The sequence below is a fragment of the Actinomadura sp. SCN-SB genome, assembly GCF_043906805.1.
Taxonomy (GTDB): domain Bacteria; phylum Actinomycetota; class Actinomycetes; order Streptosporangiales; family Streptosporangiaceae; genus Spirillospora.
Map to the genome: position 1 here is coordinate 1 of NZ_JBIMPP010000111.1, position 14,803 is coordinate 14,803.

12 protein-coding genes and 2 pseudogenes are annotated in these 14,803 nt (G+C 69.8%); 7 read left to right on the forward strand and 7 right to left on the reverse strand.

The features are described 5' to 3' along the window. The 7 genes and pseudogenes from ACGWYJ_RS37330 to ACGWYJ_RS37360 form a co-directional block, all read left to right on the forward strand. Positions 1 to 698: pseudogene (locus ACGWYJ_RS37330) on the forward strand (hypothetical protein); the annotation flags it as partial. Next, on the forward strand, positions 695 to 1,675 hold the full coding sequence (locus ACGWYJ_RS37335; protein WP_395111298.1) for a PrgI family protein: 981 nt from the start codon (positions 695 to 697) through the stop codon (positions 1,673 to 1,675). The pseudogene ACGWYJ_RS37330 and the gene ACGWYJ_RS37335, both read left to right, overlap by 4 nt. Beyond that, positions 1,672 to 3,519, forward strand: a complete 1,848-nt coding sequence (locus ACGWYJ_RS37340; RefSeq protein ID WP_395111299.1) for a VirB4 family type IV secretion system protein — start codon at positions 1,672 to 1,674, stop codon at positions 3,517 to 3,519. Before ACGWYJ_RS37335 ends, ACGWYJ_RS37340 begins: the two co-directional genes overlap by 4 nt. Continuing rightward, positions 3,516 to 5,966, forward strand: coding sequence for a type IV secretory system conjugative DNA transfer family protein (locus ACGWYJ_RS37345; protein ID WP_395111300.1), 2,451 nt, complete (start codon positions 3,516 to 3,518; stop codon positions 5,964 to 5,966). Before ACGWYJ_RS37340 ends, ACGWYJ_RS37345 begins: the two co-directional genes overlap by 4 nt. A gap of 24 nt (positions 5,967 to 5,990) precedes the next feature. Then, entirely contained in the window at positions 5,991 to 6,905 is a 915-nt protein-coding gene (locus tag ACGWYJ_RS37350; protein ID WP_395111301.1) for a replication-relaxation family protein, read from the forward strand. Beyond that, positions 6,905 to 7,870 (forward strand): NlpC/P60 family protein, encoded by a 966-nt coding sequence (locus ACGWYJ_RS37355; protein WP_395111302.1) that lies wholly within the window; start codon positions 6,905 to 6,907, stop codon positions 7,868 to 7,870. The genes ACGWYJ_RS37350 and ACGWYJ_RS37355 overlap by 1 nt, the downstream gene beginning before the upstream one ends. A 24-nt stretch (positions 7,871 to 7,894) precedes the next feature. Next, positions 7,895 to 8,158 carry a MarR family transcriptional regulator gene (locus tag ACGWYJ_RS37360; RefSeq protein WP_395111303.1) on the forward strand — a complete coding sequence of 88 codons (264 nt, stop codon included), beginning with the start codon at positions 7,895 to 7,897 and terminating at the stop codon, positions 8,156 to 8,158. Between the two features lie 38 nt (positions 8,159 to 8,196). On the opposite strand, the gene ACGWYJ_RS37365 is transcribed toward ACGWYJ_RS37360, so the two are convergent. From ACGWYJ_RS37365 to ACGWYJ_RS37395, 7 genes and pseudogenes are all read right to left on the reverse strand, one after another. Continuing rightward, positions 8,197 to 8,595, reverse strand: coding sequence for a hypothetical protein (locus ACGWYJ_RS37365; RefSeq protein WP_395111304.1), 399 nt, complete (start codon positions 8,593 to 8,595; stop codon positions 8,197 to 8,199). Next, positions 8,592 to 9,032 (reverse strand): hypothetical protein, encoded by a 441-nt coding sequence (locus ACGWYJ_RS37370; RefSeq protein ID WP_395111305.1) that lies wholly within the window; start codon positions 9,030 to 9,032, stop codon positions 8,592 to 8,594. The genes ACGWYJ_RS37365 and ACGWYJ_RS37370 overlap by 4 nt, the downstream gene beginning before the upstream one ends. Before the next feature lie 61 nt (positions 9,033 to 9,093). Continuing rightward, positions 9,094 to 9,423 (reverse strand): hypothetical protein, encoded by a 330-nt coding sequence (locus ACGWYJ_RS37375; protein ID WP_395111306.1) that lies wholly within the window; start codon positions 9,421 to 9,423, stop codon positions 9,094 to 9,096. 102 nt (positions 9,424 to 9,525) lie between these two features. Then, positions 9,526 to 11,355 (reverse strand): hypothetical protein, encoded by a 1,830-nt coding sequence (locus ACGWYJ_RS37380; RefSeq protein WP_395111307.1) that lies wholly within the window; start codon positions 11,353 to 11,355, stop codon positions 9,526 to 9,528. A 70-nt stretch (positions 11,356 to 11,425) separates the two neighbouring features. Continuing rightward, positions 11,426 to 12,664, reverse strand: coding sequence for an AAA family ATPase (locus ACGWYJ_RS37385; RefSeq protein ID WP_395111308.1), 1,239 nt, complete (start codon positions 12,662 to 12,664; stop codon positions 11,426 to 11,428). 96 nt (positions 12,665 to 12,760) lie between these two features. Continuing rightward, the gene (locus ACGWYJ_RS37390) at positions 12,761 to 13,702 is read right to left on the reverse strand and encodes a MarR family transcriptional regulator (protein ID WP_395111309.1); all 942 of its coding nucleotides are present in this window, start codon (positions 13,700 to 13,702) and stop codon (positions 12,761 to 12,763) included. An 806-nt stretch (positions 13,703 to 14,508) separates the two neighbouring features. After that, positions 14,509 to 14,803: pseudogene (locus ACGWYJ_RS37395) on the reverse strand (hypothetical protein); the annotation flags it as partial.

Here is a 14,803-nt window from a genome sequence, read left to right on the forward strand (position 1 = left end):
AGTCGCTGGTCTTGGCCACCGCGTTCCAACTGCTGTTCACCGAGGTCAACAACAGCCAGGACGCCACCGAACGCATGGGCCTGCCCACGCACAACGACGTGGTCGACATGCTGCTGGCGATCGCGCTGCTGTGGGTGCTGATCCGCATCCCGGCATGGGTGGCCCGCACCGTCTGGCAACCCGCCCAACCTCGCGCACTCGGTCAGATGCTCAAGACCTTCCTGATCTACCGCGGCGTCGGCGCCCTGATGAGCAAGACAGGCGCAGCCGCTATGCGCGGCCTGACCACCTCGGCACATCACCGCTCCCCACCGAGCCCACCACCCGACAGACACCAGCCCCCTCCGCTCCTGCTGCAACCGACCAGACCGCCTACCCCGACCACCCCGCCGCCCACGCCGCCTGGTGTGGCGGAGGAGGACTCGGCTAACGAACCAGGAGGGCACCCCGTGCAGTTCGCCCTGCCCATCCCCATTCCGCACCGGCCCGCGCCCAAGCGGCCGGTACAGCTGGCGCTTCCCATCCCCGTCACACGGGTCCCACGCCCGCCGCATGCTGGCGCAACCCCGCTGTCTGACGGGCAGCGGCCGCGTGTGCGGTCCGGCCAGCTGATGCTGCCGGGGATGCCAAGGCGTCCCGTGCCGCACCGGCAGTTGCCCTTGTGGATTGAGCCGCCCAAGACCCGGAGAACTTCATGAGCCGGCGACACGACCTGCCCTTTTCAGCGAAGATTCCGGCTGACGTGGACCGGCCCGACAAGATCGTCTACGGGTTGACAGCAAGGCAGCTGGCGATCCTAGCCGGGACCGGCGTCGCCGTCATCGGGCTCTTCATGGCCGTCGGGGGCAGGCTTCCGCTTCCCGTTGTGGTCGCGTTCGTACTGCCGGTTGTGGCTGCGGGGGTCGTGCTGGCGGTCGCCCGCCGGGACGGAATGAGCCTGGACCGCCTGGCCTTGGCGGCCCTGGCTCACATCCGTCTTCCCAAGGCCCGAGTGAACGTGCAAGAGCCCATAACCGCTCCACCCGCTTGGTGTCGGGCACGCGGACGCCTTCCTGCGCCCCTGCAACTGCCCGTGCGGGCCGTGCGCGAGGACGGAGTGATGGAGCTCGCCGAGGGCGCAACCGCCGTCATCGTCCGTGCCGGAACGCTGCCGTTCGGGCTGCGAACCGCGGGTGAGCAGGCCGCGCTGGTCGCGGTCTTCGGCCGGTGGCTGAACTCCCTGGACGCGCCCGCCCAGATCCTCATCCAGGCCCGCCCGGTCGACCTGTCCGGCCTGGCCGCATCGATCACCGAGACCGCCGCCGACCTTCCCGTCCCGCCCCTTGAACAGGCCGCCCGGGAGCACGCGGCGTTCCTGGACCAGTTGGGCGCCGCGCACGACCTGCTGGTCCGGCAGGTCCTCATCGTGATCAGCGACTCCACCGGCCAGCACAGCAACCCGCGCCCTTGGGGTCAGGGGCGCAAGCGGCACGCGGCTCGGGATGCGGGTGCGGCGGTGGTGTTGCGGCGCGCCGAGGAAACCGTCCGATCACTGCAAGCGCTGGGCGTTGCGGCCGAGGTACTGGATGCCGCCACCTGCACCGCCGTGCTGGCCGACTCGCTATCCCCAACCGAGCCCCCTCCTGTGGATAACGCCGGGCCAGACGAAGTGATCACTGCCAAGGAGCCGCTGTGACACCGCCATCCCTTCTCAGCCGCATCACCAACGTGCTCCAGCGAACGAACCAGCGCACCAACAGCCCGGCTCCAGGGGAAGGTGCTGCCCGAGCGTTCGGACCGTCCGCGCTGCAGGTGAACGCCAAGTCGCTGGAACTTCCGGGCCAGGTGTGCACCTCCTTCGCGGTGGCCGGATACCCGCGTGAGGTCGGCGCGGGCTGGCTGGAGCCGTTGCTGACCTATCCGGGACGGCTGGATGTCTCCTTGCACATCGAGCCGATCCCGCCGTTGGTCGCGGCGCAGCGGCTGCGGCGGCAACTGGCCCGGTTGGAGTCGGCCTCCCGCGCCGACGCCAGCCGGGGCCGGCTGGCGGACTTCGCGGCTGAGGCCGCCGCCGATGACGCCGCTGAACTAGCAGCCTCCCTCGCCCGAGGCCACGGCCGCCTCTTCCGCGTGGGCCTATATCTGACCGTCCACGCCGCCACCCACACCGAACTGGACCACCAAGTCCAACAGGTACGCGCGCTCACCGCGTCGCTGCTGCTGGACGCCCAGCCCACCACGTTCCGTGCCCTGCAAGGGTGGACGACGACGCTGCCGCTCGGCCTCGACACCCTCAACGTGCGGCGCGCGTTCGACACCGGCGCGCTGGCAGCGGCGTTCCCGTTCTCCTCCCCCGACCTGCAGCCCCGGCTCGCCGACACGCCAGTGCTGTACGGGCTGAACGCCTACTCCTCAGGAGTCGTGGTCTGGGACCGCTACGCCCAGGACAACCACAACTCGGTCACCATCGCCCGCTCCGGCGCCGGCAAGTCCTACTTCACCAAACTCGAAACCCTGCGCCTGCTCTACCGCGGTGTGCACGTCGCGGTGGTCGACCCCGAGGACGAATACCGCCGCCTCGCCCAAGCCGTCGGCGGCGCCCACATCGGCCTCGGGGCACCCGATGTGCACTTCAACCCCTTCGACCTTCCCGCCAGCGGGGACCAGGACACCCTGATCCGCCGCGCCCTGTTCCTCCAGACCCTGGTGGCGGCGATGCTCGGGGAACCCCTCTCGCCCACGGCGCGCGCCGTGCTAGACCGCGCTGTACTGGCTACCTACGCCGCGGCCGGGATCACCTCCGACCCGCGCACCTGGAAACGCCACGCACCGTTGCTGGCGGACCTGGCCGCCCAGCTCGACCTCGCCGCCCAATCCGGCGGCACCGAGGCGGCTGAGCTGTCGGCGCGCCTCGCGCCGTATGTGACCGGGTCCTACCGAGGCCTGTTCGCCGGACCGACCACCACCCGCGCCGACGGGCATCTCATCGTGTTTTCACTGCGTGACCTGCCCGAAGAGACACGGCCGGTCGGAATGCTGCTCGCGCTGGATGCGATCTGGCGACAGGTCACCGACCCGGCCGAGCAGCGCCGCCGCCTAGTCGTGGTCGACGAAGCCTGGACACTCATGCGCGACAGCGAAGGCGCACGCTTCCTCTACAAGCTGGCCAAGAGCGCCCGCAAACACTGGGCAGGACTGGCCGTGGTCACCCAAGACGCCGCCGACCTGTTGTCTTCCGATCTTGGACGCGCGGTGGTCGCCAACTCCGCCACGCAGATCCTGCTACGCCAGGCCCCCCAGGTCATCGACGAGATCGCCGAAGCGTTCGACCTCACCGACGGGGAAAAGTCGTTCCTGCTGGCGGCAAACCGCGGCGAGGGCCTGCTCTGCGGAACGAGCACCAGCTCCGAAAGAGCCGCCTTCTGCAGCATCGCCAGCGCCCACGAGCACACCCTGGCGACCACCGATCCCGCCGAACTCCAGGACACCCCGGCAACCCCCTTCCGGAAGACGGCTCGCGAAGAAGGCAGCCCGCGATGAGCACGACCCTTCCAGCCGCCTTCGGTGAAGGCTGGTGGGATCTCCTCGCCGAGTTGCTGCGCAATCCCCAACAGCTCACCGATCTGGCCGCTGCCCACGGCCCGGCCACCTGCTCAACCGTCCTGGCCGGGGTGGCAGCGGTGACCGCAGCGCGGTCGCTGCTGTGGCGGTGGCAGAACCATCGCCTCACCCCGGGCGCGCGGCTGATCGAGGTCGCGGTCCCACCCAAGATCGAAAATGACAGCGCCGCCGCCTGGTGGTCGCACCTGATGGGGCTCACCGCACCCGCCTGGAAGCGCCTGGTCTTCGGGCAGCCGCACCTGACGTTCGAGTACGTCGCCGACCACAACGGCGTCCGGTTCCAGATCTGGGTTCCCGGCACCATCCCCGACGGACTGGTAGAAAAGGCGACCCGCTCCGCGTGGCCCGGCGCCACCCTGACCACTCGCCCCGCCGCATCCCCGTTCCCATCCGGCGCTGCCGCAACCGGTGGCCGCCTGGTCCTGGGACGGCCCGACTCCTTCCCGCTTGCCACCGACCACGCCACCGACCCGCTACGGGCCCTCCTGGGGGCCGCGTCCGGCCTGGCCGAAGGTGAATGCCTGGCCGTCCAAGTGTCCGCCCGCCCCGTGACCGGTCGCCGCCTGGGCCGCGCGTACCGGGCCGCGGCCACGCTCCGCGCGCAGGGCTCCGCTACGGCCAAGGGGATGCTGCTCGACCTGCTCACACCAGGCATGTCACCGCACCGGGGAACCGGCCAGATCACGCGGAACTTCCCCGAGCGTGCCGAGCAGGTCCGCGCGATCCTCGGCAAGGCCTCACACCCTCGCTTCGCGGTCCGGATCTGCTACGCGGCCGCCACCACCCGCCACCACGGCGACGAGGCGAAAGCGTGGTTGCGAGGCTACGGCCACGAAATCGCCTCCACCTTCGCCTTGTTCACCTCCGGGCATCAGTTCCTGCGCCGCCGACGCCTCCCCAACCCCGCCGCGCACCTGGCCGCGCGCCGCCTCGACCGCGGGTTCCTGCTATCGGTCCCCGAGCTGGCCGCACTGGCCCACCTGCCCTACGACCTCGCCGCGCCAGGAGTCACCCGGGCAGGTGCCCGGCCGATCGCGCCTTCGCCCGCCGTCCCCACCTCCGGGCCCGGGATCCGGGTACTCGGCGACTCCGAGGCCGGCGCGTCCCGCCCGGTCGGCCTCACCGTCACCGGCGCCCGCCAGCACGTCCACGTCCTCGGCCAGACCGGGGTCGGCAAATCCACCTTCCTTGCCAACCTTGTCCTGGCCGACGCCGAGGCCGGACGCGGCGCGCTGGTCATCGACCCCAAAGGCGACCTGGTCGCCGACGTCCTCGACCGTCTTCCCGACCCAGCGATCGACCGGACGGTCCTGTTCGACCCGGCGGCTCCAGGCCGACCGCCGAGCCTGAACGTGCTGGCCGGAGCCGATGCCGCGTTCGCAGCCGAGTCGATCGTCACCACCTTCCGCCGCTGCTTCTCCTCCGCCTGGGGACCACGACTCGACGACCTCCTCCGCTCCGCCTGCCTCACCCTCGTGCGCGTCAACGGCGCACGCGCCACCCTCGGCGACATCCCACGCCTACTGGTCGACACCCCTTACCGCGCCCGCGTCACCGCCCGACTATCCGATGAACTGCTGCGCGGATTCTGGGCCTCCTACGACGAACTCACCCCAGCCGCACGCGCCTCAGCGATCAGCCCAGTGATGAACAAGCTGCGCGCCGTACTGCTGCGCCCGTTCGTCCGCGACACCCTCTCCGGCGGCCAATCCACCGTCGACCTGGCCCGCATGCTCGACACCGGCGGGCTCATCCTGGCCCGCCTCCCCAAGGGCGTTCTCGGCGAAGACGCCGTCCGGCTATTCGGATCACTGCTGCTGGCCCACACCTGGCAGGCGATCACACCCCGCGCACAGCAGCCCGAGAATCACCGGCGCGACGCCGCCGCCTACATCGACGAGGCGCACAACTTCCTCAACCTGCCCGGCTCGGTCGGCGACATCCTCGCCGAGGCCCGCGCGTACCGATTCAGCCTCGTCATAGCCCACCAGCACCTCTCCCAGCTGCCCAAAGACCTGCGCGAGGCGGTGTCCGCCGACGCCCGGAACAAGATCTACTTCGCCGCCTCACCCGAAGACGCCACCGACCTGTCCCGCCACACCGCGCCGCTGCTCACCCCGCACGACCTCTCCCACCTGGGCGCCTTCCAAGCCGTCGGACGGCTCATGGACGGCAGCGCCCCCACACCGGCCTTCACCTTCCGCACCCGCCCCTTGCCCGATCGCATTCCAGGCCGCGCGCAGCAGATTCAGCGAGCCTCCCGCGAGCATTTCGTGGCCACCGTCCCCGAACGGGACATCCCCGACGTCGGACTCCGCGACCTGTCCACCGATCCCAGCGACCTCCCCGCCCAGCCCGCCACCTAACAAGGAAGGACGAGGAGCCGGCACATGACGCAGCCGACCAAGACCGTCAATCGTCTACGCGGGCCGCAGGCACGCCCGCCGAGAATGACACCGGAACTGGTGGCGGATCTGGCCTACCGCCTCACCGACCGCGACCGTGCCGTACTCGCCCTGGTCTGGGAACACAAGGTGCTCACCACCGACCAGATCACCACCATGTTCTTCCGAACCCCCGAGCGCGCCCGGCAGCGCCTCAACCAGCTCTATCGCCTGTATGCGTTGCAGCGGTTCCGGCCCTGGGTACCGGTCGGTTCCCGGCCCTGGCACTGGGTCCTCGGCCCCACCGGCGCCCACGTCCTCGCCATCGCACAAGGCAAGAGTCTTGAGGAGTTCGGCTACCGGCAGAACCGCTGCACCGCCATCGCGCTGTCACCACGACTGGGACATCAGGTCGGCGTGAACGACTTCTTCGCCCGCCTGCACGCGCACGCCCGCCACCGCACCGACGGCACCAGCGTGGACGAGTGGTGGTCCGAGCAGCGCTGCGCCGCGCTCTGGGGCGACCTGGCCCGTCCAGACGCCTTCGGCCGCTGGAGCGAACCCGGCCCCGACGGCACGGTCCACACCCTCGACTTCTTCCTCGAGTACGACAACGGCACCGAACCCCTGGCACGAGTAGCAGCCAAGCTCGGAGGCTACGCCGACCTCGCCGAATCGACCGGCACCACCACACCAATCCTGTTCTGGCTGCCAAGCCCGAAGCGGGAAGCCAATCTCCGCGAACGACTCGGCGCCCCTGAGGTCCCGGTCGCCACCGCCGTTCACACCCCCTCGAACTCCCCAGAGGGACCTGCGGGGCCGGTCTGGCAACCAGCCGGAACAGGAGGACCCCGGCACCGTCTCGCCGCCCTGGCGCAGATATGGGGCACCCCCCGAAACCGGGAACCCGAGACTCCCTGATGCCGCTGCTCATCGGGGCTGCGGTCGCCGTGCTCGGGCTTGTGTCCGTGTTCGTCGCGGTGCTCGGGGCGGTGCTGCCCAGCTCCGGGCCTGGAGAGGCGGCGTGCCAGCCCCCGTCGGGACAGACCGTCGCTGGGATCCCCGCCACCTACCTCACCCTGTACCTCAAAGCGGGACGCAGGTACGGGATCGGCTGGCACGTGCTCGCCGCCGTCGGCCAGGCCGAGTCCGACCACGGACGCGGCCTCGAACCCGGGATCAGATCTGGAACCAATGCGGCGGGCGCGGCCGGGCCGATGCAGTTCATGCCCGGCACCTGGGCGGCCTTTGGTGTCGATGGCGATCGCGACGGTGACAAGGACGTCTACGACCCCGCCGACGCCATCCCAGGGGCCGCCCGGTACCTCGCACACGAAGGCGCGCCCGAGAAAATCCGCCAGGCCCTCTTCCGTTACAACCCTTCAGAAACCTACGTCGACACCGTTCTCCGCCAGGCCCGGGCCTACGCCCGAGCAGGCAAGCCCAACCCGGGAGAGTCCGTCTGCGACGAGCTCGATGCGTCATCTGCACGGTCAGCGCAAGCTACCAGCCGAGTGGCTGTACGAGTCATCGCCTTCGTCCGCGCACAACTCGGCAAACGCTACGCATGGGGCGGTACCGGCCCGGACGCCTTCGATTGCTCCGGGCTGACCTTCGCCGCCTACCGCACCGCCGGAATCACCATCCCGCGCACCTCCGGAGAGCAATGGAGGCGAACGCCCCATGTCCCGCAAGGCCACGAACGACCAGGTGATCTGGTGTTCTTCAACTCCGGCCCGGGCACTTCCACCACCAATCCCGGCCACGTCGGCCTCGTCATCGCACCCGGCAAGATGATCGCCGCGCCACGCACCGGGACGGTCATCCAATTCCAGTCCTACACCCGCGACACCCTGCTCGGCTTCGCCCGCCCCAGGAGGCCGTGACTCCACAGGGGGGCTTGACATCGAATGCGGAGTTCAGCACTGGAAACCGATGAGAGTGATGAGGATGGACCGTCCCTGACGCCCACCGAACGAGCCGTCTTGTCGGCTCTAGCCGTGGATGTAGAGATCACCTCAAGCCAAGTGGCCGAGCGAGTAGAGATCGCGCACGCGACCGCCAACAGGATCCTCGCAGACCTGGAAGCCCGCGGGATGGCGCAGCGCCGACGGCCGATGGGGGTCCACGGTCGCGCCCACCATCAATGGAAGTTGGCACCCAACGCTCATTGACTCCCATCCCTGCGCCCCTCTCGGGGCGCAGGGCATACCTACAGGTAGGCGGCGCAGGCCAGCCAGGCCGGGGCGGACTGAAGAGGAGTGAGCCCCAGAGTTTGCAGCGCTGCCGTCAGCTCTTCGTCCCAGGCAGAGGTGTCTTGCTGCCGACTCAGGCCAACCAGGCTGATCGGCTGGGTGGCGCGGACTTCAGTGACGTGCACGGCCAGCAAGTACTGAGGTTCCTCGTAGTCACCGTATTGGTGGACGTCAGCGGCACCGGCCAGCACGGGCAAGAACGAGGGCAGTTCCTCGAACAGTTCGTCGGCTTCAGCGTCTTCGGCCCAGTCGGTGGCCAGAACGCCGTCGAAGCTGGTCTCGCGGACCTTCCATCCGGTCGCCTGACCACCCAGGTCGTAACCGTAGGCGACCACGGTCGCCAGTTCATCGCTCATGAGTTGCTCTCCTCCTTGCTCGCGGCTGTCGTATCGGGCTGTCCTTGGTCTTTCTCGAGGGAGGCCTCGGTGATGGTGGTGAGGGCCTGGACGTGTGCGGTTTCGCAGTAGAAGTGACGTGCGCCCTCGATCGAGGCGGCGGCGAAGCTCCAGCTGAACGGGCAAGCGGCCCTTGGTGTGGGATGGTCGAGTTGTGCGCGGTGCGCGGCCTCGCGTTGCCGCCACAGGGCGTCGCATGGGTCGGCACCGCCCTGGTCAATCTGTGTGAGGACGCGTTCCCACCATCCGGCCACGGCGCGCGTTTGGGCGACGGCCCGCACCTCGGCTGCGATGGCTTCTCCCCCGTCGATGGCCGCAACGAGCTCGCCTTCGGCGTCACCTCGCGCGTCAATAGCTTCGGCATGCCGGTCACGGATGTAGTTCTCTATGCGGTTCATGGACTCCCCTCCTCTATGCGACGGCTTGTTCTCGGCGGTATGGGCACGGCGGGATGCGTGATCAGATGCCGCCGCCTCGTATGCGGCAGGCGCGTTCGTCGGCTTCATCGAGCAGGACGACAGGCAGGGTGCGGATCCCGGTGGTCACCGCGCGGTGAATGCGGTGATAGCCATCGATCACCAACGGCGCACCAGCGTCCGGGATTGGTACGGCGAGCAGCGGGCGGGACAGGTCTACGGTGGCGGCGTGATCGGGGTCGATGTGGATCAGCGCCCTGGCCCAGGCCAACCGGCCGATGTCGGCGTGTTGGACGGGGTGGCGGGCGGCCAGCCGGGTCGCGGTGTCGATGTCCCAGGCCCAGCCGAGAAGGACGAACATCTCGCCGGCCATCGGCCCTCCTTCTCATGTACGGGTCGGATAGAAAGATGCGGTGCGGGTGACGAGTCCCCAGACGCACCGGGCGCGGCGGACCGCGCCCGGTGCGCGGGCGTGTCAGGCGTGGCGTAGGGCGCGGGTGGCGGCGGCGCCGATGGCCGACACGGCTCCGGCCGGATCGGTCAGGGTGACCAGGTGCGGGCCGTCCATCGGGTTCACGCGCCCAGACAGGGCGAGCCACAGCACCGCGCATCCGGCGGCGGTCAGCCGGTCAATGCGCTGTTGGCCGGTACGGCGCTGTTCGGCGGTGAAGATGCCGTCTGAGACCACGACCAGAAGGCGGGCGGCACCAGGGCGGCTGAGATCCAGGCTGCCGTCCAGGGCGTCCACCGCTTGGACGAACTGCTCGGTCGAATCATGCGCCGTGAACTCGGCGACACGCGCCGGGGTGTTCCCGGGGTGGGTGACCGGGCGGACCTTCGCCCCGAAGATGACCGTGGCCGAACGCGCGTGGGGGACATGAGAGGCGGCTCGGGCGAGAATCCATGCCGCCGAGGCGACCGGTGCGGCCGCCGCCATCATCGATCCGGACACATCGCAGGCGATCCCGATCCGCAGCGGTGGCGCGGGGATGTGGCGGCGGGTGGTCTGGGTGAAGGGTTCGGCGGTGGGCACGGCACCGGCGGCGCGTTGGGCGTCGGCGGCCAGCGCGGCGCGCATGCGTAGCCGTCCGGGCGGTGTGGGCGAGGTGCGGGTGGTGGTGGCGCGTTCCCGGTGCGCGGCGGCGCGCAATTGGCGCGCGAGGCGGCGCGCTGCGGCCTGTTCGTCAGTACGCGGCGCCCGGCTACCCGTGATCGCGGTAGGTCCGCGCCGTCCGTGATCGGAATGGCTGGCTCGGAACACCCGCTGCGCCGCGCGCTCGGTCGCCTTACGGGCGGCCTCTTCGCGACGGCGCTGAGCCTCCTTCGTCGTGGTGCCTGGGCTGGACGGTCCGTCGGTCTTGGTGACCTCGGCGAGAGCGCTGCTGATCGCCTCGGCCAGCGGAGAAGGCTCGGGCGACTCGCCAGAGGTGGGCGGGGATTCAGGCGCGGGCCGATCAGGGTCAATACCGATGATCTCGCACCAGCGACGGCCCAGATCGATCATCGTGTCGCGGTCATCATCGTCGGTGTCGTGGGCGGTTTCCCAAAGGGCGGTCAGGGCGTCGAGACGCTTGGCGCCGAGGACCTTGGTGATCGTGGCGGCCAGGGGCGCGGTTTCGTGGTGCTCGAGGATTCCCGCGTCGGTGCGTGCCAACAGCAGCGCGGCGGCCCGTCCCGCGTTCCACGGTGTCATGGCCGCGCTGATCGTGGCGCCACCGGATGTGGCAGCACCGGTCGCGGCGCCCGTCTTGGCGGTGCCGGTCGCGGCGCCACCGGTCGCGGCGGAGGTGGCTCCGGTGGGCGAGCTGGGCGGCAAGAAATCGGCCAGGACCAGGCGGCTGGCCGAGGCACGCAGCCAGTACCGGTCGGCGGGACGGCGCCGGACTTGGGCGGCCTCGATGCGGGATTCTTCCAATGCCAGCGCGGCGTCGGCGTAGGCAGCGGGTGTGCCGTCGGGCGGTGTCCAGCGGGTGTGGTGGGCGTGCGCGGCTTCGTGCGTCAGCACGCCCCACAGCGCGGGGTACCGTTCCCGGTCCGAGATCCGCGACGGGTCGCACGTTTCGGGATCGTGGCCGAGGTGGGTGCCGTCCAGTTCGATGGTGGCCAGATCAGGTAGGAAACAGCCCGGCGCGCCGTGTCCCAAACCCGGAGCGCAGGTGACGGTCAAATCCTCGCGGTCGGCGAGATCGGTGACGGCTTCGGTGAAGGCTGCCGAGATCCGCAGCCATGAACCGCGCGGATCGGTCCCGGGCGCCGGTCCCGCTGCGGGTGCCGGTTCGGGTGCGGAGACGATGTGCGTTGGCATGGGTGGTCCCCCGTTTCTGGATGGTGTGCGGGCTTCGGGATAGCCGGGTGTGGACGGCTGGTGGCGCCGGTCAGATCTGGCGGCCTAGCGATAGCGGCGTGATCGGACGGCCGTAGACGGCGCCGACGACATCCGCGACCACCTCGCGGTCTTCTTCGGGGGCGATACCGACGAGGTTGGAGACCGCCGCGTCCGCGCCGAGAACATCGGCGATCTTCTGGAACGCGATCAACTCGCGCAGCTGTGGCGCCCAGCCGATCTCGCCCGACTCCTGCCGCTTGGACAGGTTCCGCGCGACCCGGACGGCCTTCGGGTCGATCTTCAGCGTGCGGGCCAGGTCGTAGTCCGTCGAGACTCGGATCTGTGCGGCGAACCGGGACGCCAGCGCCTCGGTCAGCACCGCGCCATGCACACCCGGGTTGTGACCGGCGATCACGTAGAAGCCGGGCGCGGCGGTGATGGTCTCGCCCTTGTGCGCCTTGACGGTGATCTGGCGCCGCCCGTCCATCGCGGGGTACACCACGGCCAGCACCTTGGGTGAGATGAGGGTGGCGTCATCGATGAGAAGGGCGCGGCCTTCGGTCATGGCCGTGATCAGCGGCCCGTAGACGAACTCGTAACCGCCGCCCGGGGCTTGGGTGTATTCGCCGATGAAATCGGCTACCGCCGTGTCCCCGTCCCCGGCCACCGTGATCAGATCCGGGAACGCCGCCTCGACCAGCGACGTCTTCCCGGTCCCGGGCGGCCCGTACAACAGGGCGGGGATGCCCGCCTCACGCAGCCGCCGCAACGCCGCCACGTCCGGAAGATCGGCCAGCTGGCGCGGGTGATAGGTCTGCCCGTTCGGCCGCCGTATGGGCTTCCATCCCGCCGCCACCGGCTCGGACCCCTTCGAGCCGACGACCGGCGCCGTGCCGGTCCTTGGCAACGGCGCGGCGGTGCTCGCCCCGGACGTCCCGGTGAGGGCGGAGGCGGAGGTGCACGCACCGCCTTTGCCAGTGCCCTTACCGCCCGCCGAGCCGCCCCCGGTGGGATCGGTAGCGGCATCCGCGGCGGTGGGGGTGGCGCGGTAACGGCGTGGCCGTTTCACCACCAGCGCGGCGTGCCCGTGGTCGGTCAACGTCGTTAGCGCGTTGCCGACGGCACCGGCCGATCGGTCCAGGACTCGGGCGATCTCACCCGGGGTGAACGCCGCGCCGGAATGGGCGGCCAGGTGCGCGGCGACCTGACGGCGCAACTCACCCTGGCCCAACCGGCGGGTGCCAGCGGGAACGGGAACGGTCGCGGGCTTGGGTTCTACAGCGGTCATCGTGGTCTTCTCCTGTCACGAACGAGGTGCGGAATGGGTGTGCGGCATGGCGGCCCGGGGCGGGGAGTTGGCCTGGCCGCCCCGGTGTGGTGGTGATCAGTGAGCGGCGTGGGCGACCGGACGGGCGCCATGCGCGGCGGCGTCGGTGGTGGGGGTGGCCTTGAACCGGCGCGGTCGTTCGCACACCAGCGCGGCATGACCCGCCTCAACCAGACGGTCCAGGGCGTTCGAGACGGCACCGGCCGAACGCACCAGCACCTTGCCGATCTCGTGCGGGGTGAACTCGGCGCCCGGGTGCGCGGCCAGATGCGCCGCCACTTGCGCGCGCATCTCACCGGGTAGAGAACGCGGCCGCCCAGAGGACGTGCGCGGACGCCCGTTGGCCGCCGCGCGCACCAACCGCCGCGCCTTACCCGACCCGCCGTAGACCGTCTCGATCGCCGTCAGCGCCGCCGCACCGTCCCCACCGTCCAGAGCGGTCAGCGCGTCGCTGATCGCCGCGCCCAGCACCGTCAGCGCGTCACGTGCCTCAGCGATCGCCCCAGCGTCCATCCCCAGGGCGTTCATACCTGACGTGTCGCCGTTGGTTGTGGCGGCGTCGGCGGCGTCCGACGCGTTATCGGTGTCGGGCGTGTCCCGGTCCGCGTCCTGTGGGGCGGCGTCCGTCGTGGCGTTGCGGGTGTCCGTGTCGGTGGCGGCGGTGGTGTCGTCGCTGGATGGGGCGGTGTCGGGCGTGATCGCATTCCAGACGTCGGGACGCCGTTTACCGCCGTCCCGCCCGCCGCGTGTTCGCACGGCACGGCCATCGCGTTCCAGGGTGGTCAGCACACGCGCCACCGTGGCGCGGCTGACCTGAGCCGCCGCCGCGATACCCGCGACCGTGCCACCGGGATTAGCCGTCAGCGCGTCCCACACGTCCCCAGCCGCGCCGGACGGCCGCCCGGCGCCCGTGCCTAGGACCGACCCGCTCGCGGCGCCGTCCACGCACGTGGAACGGTTTTCGGCGAGGGTGTTCGCGATGGTCTTCTCCGATGCCATTTCGACTCCAATTCGTTGGTGACGGCGTCCGTCTTTTCGGCGCCGTTTCCGTTCATCGGTACGTCGACCATTTCTCGATAACGCGGCACTAGGCAAGAACCGGAGCCGGGATTTTATTCACCTCACCGACTGAACTAGCTAACCGGCACACCATGCATCCGGCCACAAATCCAAGCATCCACAAAAAGGTAAACGTTCCGGTGCGGCACGTTGCGCACCCACGAAACCATCCCCCGGCGTCGTCTCTTTAGGATTCAGCCTCGTACGAGACGACATGACGGAAAAGAATCGTCGCCCGACACCCCACGCCACAGAACATCTCGGCTCGCGTAACGCCTCGGGCCCCGGCGCGCGGCAGCGAGGCAGCCGGCGATCGCCAAGGAACGAGTTCTCATAGAAGGTGGTGGTAACGGAGAGATCCGCCCAGGAGTGTCGGCCGGCAGGCTCAGACCAAACATCCCCGCTATTACCAGGAGTCGCCCTAGAGACGAGTCGGGGCCGCGAGCGGAATATGCAGAAGCGCCCCGAGCTGCGCAGCTGCGCCATCAGCCCACTTCTGTTCATAAGCAGAAGACCGAAGAGAATCCCGCGAAGACCACCGGACGGAACCCCCGAAAAGTCGTCCCGATATCCGACCGCTTGCCCCAGATGTGCAGTCCGAATACCCGCGGCTCCGGCGCCGTGCGCTCAAAGAGAGGCCCCATCCGCCGCCCTGTCGCGGGCGGCCGGATGGGGCCTCTGGGAGATAGCGTCCTCGGTACTCTGCTTCTGAGGGGCCAGCCTGTTAGGCGCAGGCTGGGCCCTCCCTACGAAGCAGGCGCCAGCACAGCGGCACCAGCGCTCGGGTCCTCTCCCCGAAGTGCGATGTCAGCCCAGACGGTGTGACCGAGCTCGGCAGAGCCGTGGATGCCGTAGGAGACAGCGAGTTCCGAGACGACCTGCAGGCCACGGCCCCCTTCATTGAGCTCGCAGCCCGGTTTCTTCGAACGGAACAGCGGCACGCAGCCCCCGCCGAGATCAGTGACCCCGACGTAGGCGACATCGGCGAAGCTGACCTCCAGGCCGAACCAGCCGCGCGGCTCCCCCGACCGCGTATGCAGG